Origin of the sequence: Streptomyces sp. Y7, assembly GCF_043195415.1 — a bacterium.
Lineage (GTDB): Bacteria > Actinomycetota > Actinomycetes > Streptomycetales > Streptomycetaceae > Streptomyces.
In genome coordinates this window covers 861,645-877,451 of sequence record NZ_JBIDDQ010000002.1, presented here as the reverse complement: position 1 = coordinate 877,451, position 15,807 = coordinate 861,645, and the positions used below count along the sequence as shown (strand labels likewise).

The 15,807-nt window shown below is 72.9% G+C and carries 10 protein-coding genes; 4 read left to right on the top strand and 6 right to left on the bottom strand.

Annotated features, from left to right (window positions below):
- Positions 1 to 69 precede the first annotated feature (69 nt).
- From ACGFW6_RS09560 to ACGFW6_RS09540, 5 genes are all read right to left on the bottom strand, one after another.
- Positions 70 to 1,140 carry a polyprenyl synthetase family protein gene (locus ACGFW6_RS09560; protein ID WP_393506415.1) on the bottom strand — a complete coding sequence of 357 codons (1,071 nt, stop codon included), beginning with the start codon at positions 1,138 to 1,140 and terminating at the stop codon, positions 70 to 72.
- Entirely contained in the window at positions 1,137 to 2,189 is a 1,053-nt protein-coding gene (locus tag ACGFW6_RS09555; RefSeq protein WP_393506986.1) for a tetratricopeptide repeat protein, read from the bottom strand. The genes ACGFW6_RS09560 and ACGFW6_RS09555 overlap by 4 nt, the downstream gene beginning before the upstream one ends.
- 206 nt (positions 2,190 to 2,395) lie before the next feature.
- Positions 2,396 to 3,073: an AIM24 family protein gene (locus tag ACGFW6_RS09550; RefSeq protein ID WP_393506413.1), complete on the bottom strand. Its 678-nt coding sequence runs from the start codon at positions 3,071 to 3,073 to the stop codon at positions 2,396 to 2,398.
- Between the two features lie 64 nt (positions 3,074 to 3,137).
- The gene (locus ACGFW6_RS09545) at positions 3,138 to 4,517 is read right to left on the bottom strand and encodes a CAP domain-containing protein (RefSeq protein WP_393506411.1); all 1,380 of its coding nucleotides are present in this window, start codon (positions 4,515 to 4,517) and stop codon (positions 3,138 to 3,140) included.
- Positions 4,518 to 4,607: 90 nt separating this feature from the next.
- Positions 4,608 to 5,858, bottom strand: coding sequence for a serine hydrolase domain-containing protein (locus ACGFW6_RS09540; protein WP_393506409.1), 1,251 nt, complete (start codon positions 5,856 to 5,858; stop codon positions 4,608 to 4,610).
- A 233-nt stretch (positions 5,859 to 6,091) separates the two neighbouring features.
- Here ACGFW6_RS09540 and ACGFW6_RS09535 point away from each other — a divergent pair, with 233 nt between their 5' ends.
- From ACGFW6_RS09535 to ACGFW6_RS09520, 4 genes are all read left to right on the top strand, one after another.
- Positions 6,092 to 7,279 (top strand): ROK family protein, encoded by a 1,188-nt coding sequence (locus ACGFW6_RS09535; RefSeq protein ID WP_393506408.1) that lies wholly within the window; start codon positions 6,092 to 6,094, stop codon positions 7,277 to 7,279.
- 23 nt (positions 7,280 to 7,302) lie between these two features.
- Entirely contained in the window at positions 7,303 to 9,120 is a 1,818-nt protein-coding gene (locus ACGFW6_RS09530) for an alpha-galactosidase D (RefSeq protein ID WP_393506406.1), read from the top strand.
- A 65-nt stretch (positions 9,121 to 9,185) separates the two neighbouring features.
- On the top strand, positions 9,186 to 11,561 hold the full coding sequence (locus tag ACGFW6_RS09525; protein WP_393506404.1) for a glycoside hydrolase N-terminal domain-containing protein: 2,376 nt from the start codon (positions 9,186 to 9,188) through the stop codon (positions 11,559 to 11,561).
- Entirely contained in the window at positions 11,558 to 12,748 is a 1,191-nt protein-coding gene (locus tag ACGFW6_RS09520; protein ID WP_393506402.1) for an SGNH/GDSL hydrolase family protein, read from the top strand. The genes ACGFW6_RS09525 and ACGFW6_RS09520 overlap by 4 nt, the downstream gene beginning before the upstream one ends.
- A 16-nt stretch (positions 12,749 to 12,764) precedes the next feature.
- On the opposite strand, the gene ACGFW6_RS09515 is transcribed toward ACGFW6_RS09520, so the two are convergent.
- Positions 12,765 to 15,707 (bottom strand): ATP-binding protein, encoded by a 2,943-nt coding sequence (locus ACGFW6_RS09515; protein ID WP_393506400.1) that lies wholly within the window; start codon positions 15,705 to 15,707, stop codon positions 12,765 to 12,767.
- Positions 15,708 to 15,807: the final 100 nt, after the last annotated feature.

Here is a 15,807-nt window from a genome sequence, read left to right as displayed (position 1 = left end):
GTCAACCCGGACGCGCGGGCGACCGCGCGGCGGCGCCGAGGAGCACCGCCGCGCACGCGAACCGGGCTCTCACAGATCGCGCCGCACGAGGAAGTCCAGGAGCGAGCGCAGTTCCTCCGCGGGCCCCGGCTGGAGCGGTACGTCCGCCAGGGCCGCCTCGACGGCGGCGACATGGCGCCGTGCCTCCGTGAGCGCGGCCGAGCGGCCGCCCGCCTCCTCGACCAGCGCCGCCACCGCACCGGGGCCGGCGTCCGACTCCAGCAGCGCGGCGAGCCGGCCGGCGGCCGGCGTGTCGAGCGCGGCCAGTACGGGATACGTCTTCTTGCGCTCCCGCAGATCGCCGTGGACCGGTTTGCCGGTGACGGCCGGGTCGCCCCAGATGCCCAGCAGATCGTCCACGACCTGGAAGGCGATGCCCAGATGGCGGCCCGCGCGGTCGAGCGCGTCGACGGTCGCGGGCGGCGCGCCGCCGAGCAGGGCGCCGACCGCGGCCGCGCAGCCCAGCAGCGCGCCCGTCTTGTGCTCGGCCATCGTCCGGTACTCGTCCGGCCGCACCCGCTCCGGTCCCGTCCAGGGGCGGGTGGTGAACAGCAGGTCGTCCGCCTGCCCGCGCACCAGGTCCTGCAACGCCACGGACAGCAGCCGCACCGCCCGGGGGCCCTCAGGTGCCGCGGCGAGCGTCTCGACGGCCAGCGCGAACAGCGCGTCCCCGGCGAGGACGGCGGGTCCGGTGCCGTACGCCTTCCACACCGTGGGGCGGCGGCGCCGGGCCTCGTCGCCGTCCATGATGTCGTCGTGCAGCAGGGAGAAGGCGTGCACCAGTTCCACGGCGACCGCCCCGGGCACCGCGGTCCGGGCGGGCGCACCGGCCGCTTCCGCGCCGAGCACGGCGAGCGCCTGCCGGACGCCCTTGCCGCCGGAGGCCGCGGCCGGCGCGCCGCCGACCTCGCACCAGCCGAAGGAGTACGCGGCCATCTCGCCGACCCACGGATGGGTCCGCTCCACGGCCTCTCGCAACGCGGGCCGCACCAGGGCCCGGCAGCGGTCGAGGACTTGGCCGGCGTCCACCGGGAACCGGACCGCCGCGGTGCGCCGAGAGGCGCCGGAAGGCGCCCGCAGCGCCGAGGAGGAGGCCGTCACCGGGCGCCCACCGCCTCGGCGTGCTCGGCGACGCCGAACTCCCGCTGCGCCCGTCCCACCATCTCCCGGGCGTGCCGCAGTCCGATCCGCTCCAGCACGTCGGCCAGCTCGGCCAGTTCGGCCGCGGTCTCCGCGCGGTCACGCCCGAGCTGGGCGCGCGACTTCGCCAGCCCCAGCCGGGACAGCGCCTCGCCGCGCGGCTCGCTGATCGCCCGGAACTCCGCCAGCGACTGCTCGTACATCGCGCGCGCCTCGGGGTAACGCCCGGCCCGGTAGAGGACGTTGCCGCGCATCTTGTGGTTGTAGGCCAGCGCGCTGGACAGTTTCATCGCGCGGCACGTGGTCTCCGCCTCGGACAGCAGGGCCAGCGCCCGCTCCACGTCGCCGTCGCGCACGGAGACGACGTCGGCGAGCCCGCGCAGCGCCCACGCGTGGCCGCGGCGGTCCTCGGCGCGCGCGGCGATCTCGGCCGCCTCCTCGAACAGGGCGAACGCGGTGTCGTACGAGCCGGTGTTGCGGTGGATCTGCGCGATGCCCTCCAGCGCCCACACGGTGTGCCGGGCCTCGCCGCGCCGCCGGGCCTCGGCCAGCAGTTGCTCGTGCAGCCGGTGGACGGCCGCGTAGTCGCCCTGGATACGGCCGGTCTCCGCGAGCCCGGCCAGCGAGTAGCCCCGTACGACGATGTCGCCGCCGCGCTCACCGAGGTCCGCCGCGAGCTGCAGCAGCCGCCGCGCCAGCGGGAACGCGCCGCGCTGGCGGGCCAGCGTGCCGCCGCTCCACAGTGCCCAGGCCATCGCCCCCGCGTCATCGGCCTCCCGGGCGGCGCGGTAGCTCGCCTTCCAGGCGCGGTCCGCGTCCCCGATCTGGCCGAGCCGGCGGTGCGCCTCGGCGACCGCGAGCCCCGAGCGGGCCGCCTCGCCGTGCTGTCCGGACCGCTCGGCCGCTCTCAACTGCTCGGTGCCGGCGGCCAGAACGTCGGTGAGCGACGCGTTCACGGACAGAGTGGTCAGGGCGCCCTGGTACTCCGGGGCGAATGCCTTGCCGTACATCGATGCCTTTCGATCGATATACACGCCGTCTCTACTCTCTGTGTATACATGGAGCGTATACGTCACGGGTATACATGGCGTGTATAGAGCGTTGAGAACCAGCCCTGGCCACCTTCTCGGGGCCAGGGCTTCACCTGTTGTCGATCAAGACGTCGGCAGGGCGGAGTGGGTTGCTCGTGAGGCGCAGATCACCTCGCGGGGACGGTTCAGTGCTGCTGCGGCTTCTGCGGTGTCGCCTCGCTCGGGCGCACGACGACATAGCCCTGACCTTGCAGCATGAGCTGCACGGCCTCCCCGGAACCGCCGCGCAGCATCGAGCCCAGGGACTGCGAGCGGTGCAGCGAGGTCTGGAGCCCGGCGGTCCAGCCGACCACCGCGTCCGTGTCGACATACACCGGGTACTGCTGCGAGACCGGGATCACCAGCGGGTTGCCGTCGCAGATCAGCCCCAGCCTGCCCTGGCCGGTGAAGACGCTGTTGAACAGGCCGCCGCCGGTGATGCCCGCGCCCTTGACCGTCGCTATCCGGTACGACAACGAGGCGTCGAAACACAGCACGTTGCGGCCGTTGACCGTGAACTCGTCGCCGGGGTCGACGTCGACGACGAAGCAGTTCTGCGCCTCGTGCGCGAACCATGCCTCGCCCTGTCCGCGCACCGCCATCAGCGGCAGTCCCTCACCGGTCACGGCCCGCTTGAGCATGCCGCCCACGCCCTGGCCCTTGCGCTCGAACTGGAGGTTGCCGCGGTAGGCCACCATGGCGCCCTGGCGGGCGTGCATCTCGCCGTTCACCGCGTACTTGATGCACTTGGCGTTCTCGATCGTCATGCCCGGCGCCGAGGCCGGCTGGACCATGTGCTCGCTGGAAAACAGGTCACCCTTCATGCGGGCATGGTGTCCCGGACGGCCCCGTTCCGCCTAGGTCGCGGCGTGTCGCGGCACCGTCCCGTCACCCACCGAAGAGCTGCGTCCAGTACGTGCCCGCCGGACCGCCGCCCGCGAAGCCGATGCCTATGTGGGTGAAGTCGCGCTTGAGGATGTTGGCGCGGTGCCCCGGACTGTTCATCCAGCCCTCCACGACCTCGGCGGGGGAGCGCTGGCCGCACGCGATGTTCTCGCCGATCGCGCGCATCCGGGAACCGGCGGCGGCCGCCCGGTCCCAGGGCTGGGTCCCCTCGGGCGAGGTGTGGGAGTAGAAGGCGCGGGCCGCCATGTCGGCGCTGTAGGACTGCGCGGCGGTGGTCAGCGCGGGATCGGCGGACAGCGGGCGGAGCCCGGCCCGCGCGCGCTCCCGGTTGGTGAGGTCGACGACCTCGGCCGCGGTGCGGGGCAGATCGCCCGGCAGCAGCGGCCTGGCCCACAGCGCCGTCCAGTACATGTCGCCGGTACGGCCACCGCCGGCCCGCGCCACCGCGGCGTGCGTGAAGGCCCGGTCGTACAGGGTGCGGCGCGGTCCCTCGGAGCGCAGGCAGTACGCGACGAACTCGGCGGGGGAGCGCGGACCGGAGACCAGGTGCTCGCCGACGGTGACGTACGCGTACCCGGTGGCGGTGAGGCGCTGGTACACGGAGACGCCGTCACCGCCCTCGACACCGAGGCGGCCCGCCGCGGCCATGGCGCAGGCGTGGGCCCGGGCGGCGGAGGCGAGGCGGGGGTCGGTGCCGACGGGCGGTGAACCGGCGCCCGCACGTGCGGAGTTGACCAGCCCCAGGAAGCCGTCCGGGTCGGGGAAGGGGAAGTCCGGGACGGTCAACGCGGACAGTGTGTGCATCGTGGACCGCGCCGGGGCCGTGGGCGGGGCGCCGGCCATCGGCGTGACGGCCGTCCGCCGGTCCTGCGACGGCGTGGCGTCCTCGATCACGTCCACCCCGAAGTCGCGCGCGAGCCCCGCCAGTCCGTCCGCGTAGCCCTGCCCGATGGCCCGTAGCTTCCAGCCGTCGCCCCGCCGGTAGACCTCGGCGAGCAGCAGCACCGTCTCCGGTCCCGGGCGCGGCGGGGCGAACCGGGCGATCGGGCGCCCCGCCGGGTCGGTGACCTGAAGCACGGGCGCGGGGAGCCGGCCCAGGGGAGTGCCGGGCTCGGCGGGGCTGACGATCACCGTCACCCGGGTCGCCCCCGAGCGCAGACGCGGCGGGTCGACGGTGAGCGTGTCGCCGTGCAGACGGGCACCCGGAGCGGACGGCTGGTTGTAGAACACGAAGTCGGCGTCGCCCCGCACCTTGCCGCCGTCGTCGGTGACGAGCGCGGACACGTCGAAGGGGCCGGGCACCCGGATGGTCACGCCGCCGCCCGGGAGGGGCAGATTGCCGCCGGGGACCAACTCGCTCATCGGGCCGTCCTGGTGGATGGTTCGGGATCCGGTGGGGCTGTCCACAGAACGCGCACCGGATCCCGGGGGTTCCCACCCGGCGGGTGAGCCTCAGTCCTCGTCGTCGAAGCTCAACGGGTTGCCCGGCGCGATGTCCTCGTGCCGCTCGACGGGCGTGACGGCGGGCCGCGCCTTCTTCGTCTGCTTGCCGCAGAACGCGGACTCCAGCGTGCGCAGCATCGTGTTGTGCACCGTGCCGTTGTTCGAGGCGTTGGCGAGCGCGGCGAGGCTGCGCTTGCCGTCCTTGGACGCGAACGCGTACGAGTAGTAGCCCTGCACGGCTCCCGTGTGGCCGTACACCGAGACCCCGCACGACAGGTCACGCCGCCGCAGCCCCAGGCCGTACGCCTGCGTGCTGCCCGACGGCACCCAGCGCTGCATCTGGGCCAGTTGCGTCCGGGAGGTCAGCCGGCCGCCGAGCAGTGCCGACAGGAAGGTGTTCAGGTCCCGGGTGCTGGAGATGACCGCGCCGGCGCTCTGCGCCCAGGACGCCGTCTGCTCGGTGGCGTCGACGAGCGCCGCGCCCGCGGTGTCGGGGGTGAGATAGCCGCGGGCGTACCGGCCGGGGATCTTCGTGCCGGGGTGCACGTAGAAGGTGTCGGTCAGCATCAGCGGCTCGATGATCCGGTTGCGGTACTCGGTCCCCACCGCATGTCCGGTGAGCTTCTCGATGAGCATGCCGGCGACGACGAAGTTGGTGTTGGAGTACGAGTACGCCCCGCCCGGCTTGGTGGTCCGCGGCTTGGCCAGGGAGCGGCTCACCAGCTGCCGGTAGGTGAAGACCTTCTTGCGGACCGCCTCGAAGCCGGGAACCGACCGCGCGAACATGTCGTTGGTGTAGTCGTGCAGGCCGCTGCGGTGGCTGAGCACATGACGCACCGTGATGCGCTTGTCCGGGAGCAGCCCCGGCAGATAGCGCTCGACCGGCGCGTCGAGCGTCAGCTTCTTCTCCTCGGCCAGTTGGAGCAGGACGACCGCCGAGAACACCTTGGTGATGCTGCCGATGCGGAACCGGTCGCTGTTGCTCAGGGCCCGCCCGGTCTTCCGGTCGGCGACACCCACGGCCGCCCAGTGGATCGTGTCGTGGTCCTCCAGACGTGCCATCGCGCCCGGCGCGCCCTGCCGCTGCGCCGTGCGCAGGACGTTCCACAGACCCGTGACGTCCGGGGCCGGCGCCGCGGCCGCCGGGGCGCCCGACCCGGCGGTGCCGGGTTCCAGGGGCGCGGCATGCGCGGGGACCGCCAGGAGCGACACCAGGGCCGCCGTCACCGCCGTACCTCTGACCACCGCTGCTGAGACCATGCGGGTTCCTCCCGATTCCTTCGACGTGCTGCCGATACCGATGTGCTCGATACGAGAACGATCACCTGCGTGTGGGGCAACCTTCTCGCATCCCGTCAGATCGCCACAGACGACGCACAGTTGGACAGACCTCGATCACCGGGTAGGAGTCCTCGAACGCCGGGATCCGGAGCCGGCGCACGAATCCTGCTTCTTTTATTGACGGCGGAAAATAAGGGCTCTAGGTTCCGGTCATGTCCTCGATCCACCGCGCGGAGACGTTCCCGGCGAACACGCCGGCCGCCTCGCAGATCTTCACCACCGTCCTCAGCCATGGGCCCCTCACCCGTCTGGAGGCGGCCCGGCGGGCAGGACTGTCCCCGGCCGCCGTCACCAAGGCGGTACGGCCCCTGATCGAGGCCGGCTACCTGGTGGAGGACGTGGACGAGACCGCCCGCCCCGCGCTCGGCCGCCCCGCCAACCCGGTCCGGGTCGACGGCGGACGGGCCCTGTTCATCGGCCTGAAGGTGACCGGCGACGCGATCATCGGCGTGCTCACCGACCTGTGCTGCCGCATCCGCGTCGCCCGCCACGCCCCGCTGCCCGACCGGGAGCCGGGGAGCGTGCTGGCCTCGGTCGCCGAGCTCACGGGCGCACTGCTCGCCGAGGCGGCCGAGCTGGGGGTCCCGGTCCTGGGCCTCGGCATCGCCGTCTCCGGGGACGTGGAGCGCGGCGCCGGAGTCGTCCGCTACTCGCCCTTCCTGGAGTGGCGGGACGTCCCCCTCGCCGAACTCGCCGCCGCCACCACCGGGTTGCCGGTCACCGTAGACAACGACGTCCGCGCCCTCACCGTCGCCGAGCAGTGGTTCGGTGCCGGAGTCGGACTGTCCGACTTCGCCGTGGTGACCGTCGGTGCCGGCATCGGCTGCGGCCTCGTGGTGCACGGCCGGGTCGTCGCCGGGGCGCACGGCGTGGCCGGGGAGATCGGGCATGTCACCGTCGACCCGGCGGGACCGCCCTGCCACTGCGGCAACCGCGGATGCGTGGAGGCCATCGCCGGGGACGCCGCGATCGTCCGGCGGATCCGCGAGAGCACCGGTGCCGAGGTCGCCGACACCACCGAGGCCGCGGCGCTCGCCCACCAGGGGAACGCCGGAGCCCGTGAGGTCTACGCCCGCGCGGGCGAGGCGATCGGCCGGGGCATCGCGACCGTGGCCAACCTGCTCGGACCCGAGCGGGTGATCATCTCCGGCGAGGGCCTCGCCGCCTACGACCTGTTCGCCGAACAGATCCGCGACGCGTTCGCCGCGGCCGCGTTCGGCACCGCCGCCCAGTGCGACGTACAGACCCGCCCGCTGCCCTTCGAGGAGTGGGCGCGCGGGGCCGCGGCCACCGCGATCCAGTCCTTCATCCGAGCCGACGACCAGCGCCAGAACCGCTGAACCAACCCCTGGAGGCCCGACCCATGAGGTCATCCTCGTACTCCGTCATGCCCGCACGCGCCCTGAGAGCCATGGTGGTCCTGGTCCTCACCGCCGGTGTCACCGCGGCCGTCCCCGCCGCGCAGGCCGAGACCACCACGCCCCCGGCCGCCACTGCCGGCACCGAAGTGGCCGCCAAGCCCTACATGGGCTGGACCAGCTGGACCATGCAGTCGTCGAAGTACCCGGGCCTCAACCCGAAGGGCGACTACAGCTACCTGTCCGAGGCCAACGTCACCCAGCAGACCGACGCCATGGCCGCCAAGCTGAAGAAGTACGGCTACGAGTACGTCAACATAGACGCCGGCTGGTGGATGGACTGGTCCTGGAAGTCGCAGTTCGACGAGTACGGCCGGCAGAAGGCCGACCCGGTGCGCTTCCCCAGCGGCATGAAGGCCGTCGCCGACCGCATCCACGCCAAGGGCCTCAAGTCCGGCATCTACCTCCCGGTCGGCCTGGAGAAGGGGGCGTACAACGACGGCAAGAACCCGATCTGGAACGCCGAGGGCTGCACCACCGGCGACATCGTCTACGACGACCTGCGCACCACCAACGGCTGGGACAGCGCCTACAAGATCGACTTCTCGGATCCCTGCGCGCAGAAGTACATCGACTCCCAGGCGCAGATGTTCGCCGACTGGGGCTACGACTTCCTGAAGCTCGACGGCGTCGGCCCCGGCTCGTTCAAGAACGGCGACAACTACAACAACGTCGCCGACGTCGCCGCCTGGCAGAAGGCCATCGCCACCGCCGGCCGCCCGATCCACCTGGAACTGTCCTGGTCCCTGGACTACGGGCACGTCGCGGACTGGAAGAAGTACTCCAACGGCTGGCGCATCGACACCGATGTCGAGTGCTACTGCAACACCCTCGTCACCTGGGAGAACTCGGTCGACGACCGCTGGGACGACGCCCCCGCCTGGACCGACCACGCCGGCCCCGGCGGCTGGAATGACCTCGACTCCCTCAACGTCGGCAACGGCGAGATGGACGGCCTCACCAAGGCCGAACGGCAGAGCTACACCACCCTGTGGGCCATCGCCAAGTCCCCGCTGTTCACCGGTGACGACCTCACCAGGCTCGACTCCTACGGCCTGTCGCTGCTGACCAACCGCGAGGTCATCGCGATCAACCAGAGCAGCGCCCCGCCCGCCGAGCCCGTCACCGCCTCCGACCCGCAGCAGGTGTGGGCCGCGAAGAACCCCGACGGCACCTACACCGTGGCCCTGTTCAACCTCTCCGACGCGCCCGCCTCGGTGACCGCGAACTGGCAGACCCTCGGCTTCAAGGGCAAGGCCGCCGTACGCGACGTGTGGAACAAGGAAGGGCTCGGCACCTACACCGACAAGATCACCCAGGCCCTGCCGGCCCACGGCTCCCGCCTGTTCACCGTCACCCCCCGCGGCACCGACCTCGCCTGGACCGCGTACGAGGCCGAGGCGGGCTCCAACACCCTGAGCGGCAACGCCTCCGTGGCCGACTGCTCCGCCTGCTCGGGCGGAAAGAAGGTCGGCAACCTCTACGTCGGCGGCAAGGTCAACGTCAACGACGTCGTGGTCGCCAAGGCCGGCACCTACCAGATCAAGGTCGCCTACGTCAGCGGTGACGCGCGCTCGGTCCTCGTCTCCGCCAACGGAGGCGGCGCCACCTCGCACAAGCTCGCCTCCACCGGTGACTGGGGGACCGTCAACAGCGTGTACGTGCCGGTGAAGCTGAAGGCGGGCGCCAACACCGTCACCTTCGACAGCGGCACCGGCTACGCGCCGGACATCGACCGGATCGACGTACCGAAGTCCCTCTGATCTCCCGCTGCCGTCGGGGCCCGGCCGTGCGCCGGGCCCCGGCCCGGACGACCCCGGAGCCGTACATGGACACCAGCACGAACGAGCCGAGCAGAAGAGCCGTCCTCTCCCTGGCCACCACCGCCGGCCTCACCGCGGCACTCGGCGCGCTGCCCGCCTTCACCGCCACCGCCGCGCCCGCCCGCCCCGCCGACGTCCCGCTGCCCACCGACTCCGCCCGCCATCAGCTCTGGTGGCAGGCCCCCGGCGACGAGGGCTCCCTGATCGAACAGGGCCTGCCCGTCGGCAACGGCCGCATCGGCGCCCTCGCGAGCAACGACCCCGGCCGCGAACTCCTGCTGATCACCGACGCCACCATGTGGACCGGCGGCCTCAACGACACCCTCGACCAGGACGGCCAGTTCCCCTACGGCCGCTCCGACTTCGGCTCGTTCACCCTGCTCGCCAAGCTCACCGTCGACCTCCCCGACCACGACCTCGGCGGCGTGAGCGGCTACCGTCGCACCCTCGACCTCGCCCAGGGCCTGGTCACCAGCTCCTACGTCCGCTCCGGCGTCACCTACCGGCGCGAGATGTACGCCAGCCGGCCCGACGACGTCATCGTGCTGCGCCTCACCCAGAGCGGCGGCGGCCGGTACACCGGCACCATCACCCTCACCGGCACCCACGGCGAACACCCCACCGCCGCCGGGTCCTTCGGCGCGCAGCTCCCCAACGGCCTGCGCTACGGTGCCGCCGTCCAGGCCCGCGGCACCGGCGGCAAGGTCACCGTCGACGGCACCCGCATCGACTTCGCGGGCTGCAAGGACCTCACCGTCGTGGTCACCGCCGGAACCAACTACGCGCCCGACGCCGACGCCGGCTTCCGCGACCCCGCACTCGACCCCGAGCGCCTCGCCCGTACGAAGGTCCGTGCCGCCGTCGCGGAGTCGGCCGACGCCCTGCGCCGCACCCACGTCGCCGACTACCGCGCCCTGTACGGACGACTCGACCTCTCCCTCGGCACGTCCTCCGCCGACCAGCGCGAACTGGACACCTGGGAGCGGCTGCACGCCCGCAGCCGCGACCTCGAGCCCGACCCCGAACTGGAGGCGGCCTACCTGCAGTTCGGCCGCTACCTGATGATCTGCGGGTCCCGCGACAGCCTGCCCCTGGCGCTCCAGGGCCTGTGGCTGGACGGCAACGACCCGGACTGGATGGGCGACTACCACACCGACATCAACATCCAGATGAACTACTGGATGGCCGATCGCACGGGCCTGTCCCCGTGCTTCGACGCGTTCACCGACTACTGCGTCGCCCAGCTCCCGTCCTGGAACGACCTCACCCGCAGGCTCTTCAACGACCCGCGCAACCGCTACCGCAACTCCAGCGGCAAAAACGCCGGCTGGGCCGTCGCCTTCTCCACCAACCCCTACGGCGGAAGCGGCTGGTGGTGGCACCCGGCGGGCAACGCCTGGCTGTGCACCACCCTGTGGGAGCACTACGAGTACACCGGGTCACGCGAGTACCTGAAGAAGATCTACCCGCTCCTCAAGGGCGCCTGCGAGTTCTGGGAGGCACGGCTGCTCACCGTCACCCTCCCCGGCACCACGAAGGAGGTGCTCGTCGACGACAGCGACTGGTCCCCGGAACACGGTCCGCAGGACGCCAAGGGCATCACCTATGCTCAGGAAGTCGTATGGATGCTGTTCGGGAACTACTGCACCGCGGCCGCCGAACTGAGGCGGGACGCCGACTACGCGGATACCATCGCCGCACTGCGCAGAAAGCTGTACCTGCCGCAGGTCAGCCCCACCACCGGCTGGCTGGAGGAGTGGATGTCGCCGGACAACCTGGGTGAGACCACGCACCGCCACCTGTCCCCGCTGATCAACCTGTTCCCGGGCGACCGGATCCGCCCCGACGGCTCCACCCCGGCCGGCATCGTCGCCGGCGCCACCGCCCTGCTCACCGCGCGCGGCATGGAGAGCTTCGGCTGGGCCAACGCCTGGCGCAGCCTGTGCTGGGCCCGCCTCAAGGACGCCGACAAGGCCTACCAGCTCGTCGTCAACAACCTCCGACCCTCCGTCGACGGCAGCAACGGCACGGCCTTCAACCTCTTCGACATCTACGAGGTCGAGCGCGGCCGGGGCATCTTCCAGATCGACGCCAACTTCGGCACCCCCGCGGCGATGATGGAGATGCTGCTGTACTCCCGGCCCGGACACATCGAACTCCTCCCGGCCCTCCCCGACGCCTGGGCCGCCTCGGGCTTCGTCGAGGGCGTCCCCGCACGCGGCGGCTTCGAGGTCGACCTGCGCTGGCGCGACGGCGAACCGACCGAGGCACGGATCCGCAGCGTCGGCGGCCGCACCACGACAGTCGCCCACGGCGGCGCCTCCCGCACGGTCTCCCTGCGGCCCGGCGCGTCCGTCACCCTGAAGGACTTCACCCGGTGAGAGCCAAACTGCCCCTGGCCGCCGTCCTGCTGTCACTCGTCGCCTGCCAGTCCGCGCCCGCCGAGGCGAGCGGCGGACCGAGCGGCGTCGTCACCTGGGCGGCGAGCGCCGACCGGATGGGCGACGGCGTCGCCGGCCGCAGCTACCGGCTCGTCGTGCACACCAGCGTCGGCGGCACCGGCGTGCGGGTCCGGCTCTCCAACGCCTTCGGCGACCAGCCGATCACCTTCGACAGCGCCTACGCGGGCCTGCAGAAGCAGGGCGCCGAACTGCGGCCGGGCACCAACCGGCGCCTGGCCTTCGGCGGCGAGCGCACCGTCACCGTGCCGGCCGGCGCCACCATGTGGAGCGACCCGCTGCCCGGGAAGCTGCCTCCCGCCTCCCACCTCGTCGTCAGCCTGCACAGCCCCGACGCGGCCGGACCGGCGAGCGGGCACTGGATGGCCATGCAGACGTCGTACGCCACCCAGGGCGACCACACCGCCGACGAGAGCGACACCCCCTGGACCATCCCGACCGGGTCCTGGTTCTACCTCGACGCGGTCTCCGTGCACGCCCCCAAGGGCACCGGCGCGGTGGTCGCCCTCGGCGACTCCATCACCGACGGCTGGCAGTCCACCTCCGACCTGAACCGCCGCTGGCCCGACTACCTCGCCCGTCGGCTCCGGAAGACGGACACGGCGGTCAAGGGTGTCGCCAACGAGGGGATCTCCGGGAACAAGGTCCTCGCGGACGGCGCCGGGCAGAGCGCGCTGAACCGGCTGGAGCGGGACGTGCTGTCCCAGCCGGGAGTGCGGACCGTGTTCCTCTTCCAGGGCGTCAACGACATCAAGGCCCACACCGGCGTCACGGCCGACGACCTGATCGAGGGCTACCGCGAGATCGTCGACCGGGCGCACGCGTCCGGCAAGTGCGTCGTCGGCGCGACCGTCGGCCCGTTCAAGGGCTGGCACGAGTGGGACGAGGCCGGTGAGGCCGTGCGGCAGGAGGTCAACTCCTTCATCCGCGGCAGCGGCGAGTTCGACGCCGTCACCGACTTCGACCGCATCCTGCGCAGTCCCTACGACCCGGCGAGGATGCTGCCCGCCCTCGACGGCGGTGACCACATACACCCCAACGACAAGGGCATGCAGGCGATGGCCGACGCCGTCGACCTGACCGCCCTGGACTGCGACCCCACCGGCTGACGGGCGTGACGGCGGGTCAGCCCACCGTCTCCTCGCGGGTGATCAGGCCCTTCCGATAGGCGATCGCCACCGCCTCGGTCCGGCTTGCCGCGCCCAGCTTGGCGAGAATGTTGGAGACGTGGACGCTCGCCGTCTTGCCGGTGATGTACAGCTCCTCACCGATCTGCCGGTTGCTGCGGCCCAGGGCGAGCAGCCGCAGGACGTCCTGCTCGCGGGCCGTGAGCGGTGCGGAGCCGTCGGCCCGGGCCTCCGCCAGACGTCCGCGCCGGATGAGGGCGTCCACCCGCTCCAGCAGGGGTGTCGCACCGAGCCGGGCCGCCGTCTCCCGGGCCGCCCGGGCCTCGCCGGCAGCTGCCTCCCGGTCGTCCGCCCTCAGCAGGGCCTCCGCGTGGCGCAGCCGGCACCGGGCGCGCTCGTAGTCGTCGCCGTGCTCGAACGCGGTCACCGCCTTCGCCCACGCCTCCGCGTCCGGCCCGCCCGCGGCCCGCGTCCACTCCGCCTCCGCGCGCGCCAGCCACGCCATCCCCTCGGGGCCCTGCGGGGTGCCGGCCTCGCCGCGCACGGCCGTCGCCCGCGCCGACTCGACCAGTTCCGCGGCGGTGTCCGCCCAGCGGCCCGCGCCCGCCTCGTCACCGCTCAGGCGGAGCGCGGCGGCCCGGTCCGCGACCGCGGCCAGCGCGAGCGCGGCCAGCCGGACCGTGACGTCCGGGGCTCTGCCCACGTCGTCCGTGAGCGCCGCGACGGTGGTCCGCATCCGCTCCACCGCCGCCTCCGCGTCACCCTCCAGCGCGGCGGCGTCGGTGAGCGCGATGCCCGCGACAAGGGTGCCCATCCAGTCGAACGGCCCCTCCAGCAGGGCACGGGCCCGCTCGACGGCCCGCAGGTCACCGCGCGCGAGGGAGACGTACAGCGCCGGACCCGCCGTGAAGCCGCCCGCCGCGGGCAGCACCTCGGCGTCGGAGCCGGCGACGCTCAGGCACTCGTCCCAGCGGCCGAGCGAGTACAGCACCAGCAGCCGCAGATACCGCATCTCCAGCGGATACGGCGACGACAGCAGCCCCGCACGCCGGGCCCGGTCGAGACCCTCCGCCAGCCACGGCAGGCACTCCTGAAGCTCACCGGACTCGAAGCAGCCCACGGCGAGGTTGAACAGGGCGCGCATCTCCACCGGCGCGTTCCCGGACGCCCGCGCCAACTCCCGGGCCTCCCGCAGCCGTTCCCGCCCGCGCACCGTGCGCCGGCCCTCGGCCTCCAGCGCGGCCAGCGAGATCAGCAGGTCCGCCTGGGCGTCGGGCACGCGCAGGTGCTCGGCGGTGCGCAGGGCCTCGCGGGCGATACGCAGCGCCGTCTCGTCCTCGCCGACCTGGCGTGCCGCAAGGACATGGGTCGCCGCCGCCCACACCCAGGTCCGGGACGGAGGGTCGGCCGGGATCAGGGCGAGCGCCTCACTGCTGTAGGCGTAGGCCGCGCTCAGGCTGTCCACGCCGAGCAGATTGCCGGCGAGGGTGTAGCGGACCCGGGCGGCGAGTTCGGCGTCGGTGTCCTGGCCGACACCCGCGAGCGCGGAGCGGGTGAGGGAGACCGCCCGGTGCGACTCACCGGCGTGAGCGGCCGCCGCCGACGCGCGCAGCATGAGCGTCACCCGGTCGTTGCCCTCGCCCGAGGGCCGCTCCGATGGATCCACCGACGACCACAGATCAAGCGCGGCCTCCAGGTGCCGCAGCTCCTCGGCCGGCGCGCCGACCCGGTGGGCGTGGGAGGCGGCCTCCAGCGAGGCGGCCAGGGCCTCGGCCAGGTCGTGGCTCTCCCGGTAGTGGTGGGCGCGCTCCGCCGCCGTCTCGTCCGACCGGCCGCGTCCCGCGAGCAGCCGGGCGAACGCGCCGTGCAGCCGGGCCCGTTCACCGGGCAGCAGATCGGCGTAGACCGCCTCGCGGGCCAGCGCATGCCGGAACGCGTACGTGTCACCGGCGCCCGGCGCCAGCAACTGCCGTCCCACGGCCTCCCGCAGCGCCGACTCCAGCTCCTCCTCCGGGATGCCCACGGCGCCCCGCAGCACGTCGTGCTCGACCCGGCGCCCGGCCACCGCGGCCGTACGCAGCACCTGCTGGGCGGTGTCGGAGAGCTGCTCGAACCGGATGAGCAGGACGTCGGCCAGCCCGCTGGGCACTCCGCCGGCGCCCGTGTCGGTGGCGGCGACCAGTTCCTCGGCATAGAAGGCGTTGCCCTCGGCCCGCTCCACGATCCGCCGCACGGTCGTGTCCGGAAGCGGCTGTTCCTGCACGGCACGCACCAGCCGTGCCACCTCGGCGTCGGCCATGGGCCGCAGTTCCAGCCGCTCGACCGCAGGCAGCCGCACCAGCTCGGCGAGCAGCGGCCGCAGGGGATGACGGCGGTGGAGGTCGTCGGCGCGATACGACGCGAGAACGGCGAGCCGGTGCCCGGGCGCCCCGCCGGCCGCCCGCTGGAGGATGCCCCGGCTCAGCAGGAACCGCAGCAGGTCCCGCGACGACTGGTCGGCCCAGTGCAAGTCCTCCAGGACCAGCAGCACCGGCGCGATCTCCGACAGGTCGGCCAGCAGCCCGGCGATCCCCTCGAACAGCCGCAGCCGGTCGCTCACGGCGTCCGTGCCACCGCCCAGCAACCGGCCCACGACGGGATGCGCTGCGAGGGTGCCCGCGAACCGCTCGTCACCGGCGAGCACCCCGAGGACCTCGGTGAACGGCAGATACGGCAGCCCGACATCGCCCAGATCGACGCAGTGCCCGCTCAGCACGACCATTCCGGCCGCGGCGGCCCGCCCCGCGACCTCGTCCAGCACCCGGGTCTTGCCGACCCCGGCGTCCCCGGCGACGAGAACGGCCTGCGCCTCCCCGGAACGGGCACGCTCCAGTACCGAGGAGAGCCGGGCGAGTTCGACGTCCCGCCCGATGAGCGGCGTACTGAAGGAGGCCTGTGACATGCGCACATCCTGTCACTGCGCCCACCTCGGGGGCGCGGGGCTTTGCCGATGCGCGGCCGCGCCGCGCGGGCGCGATCAGCCCCACGACCCGCACCCGCCG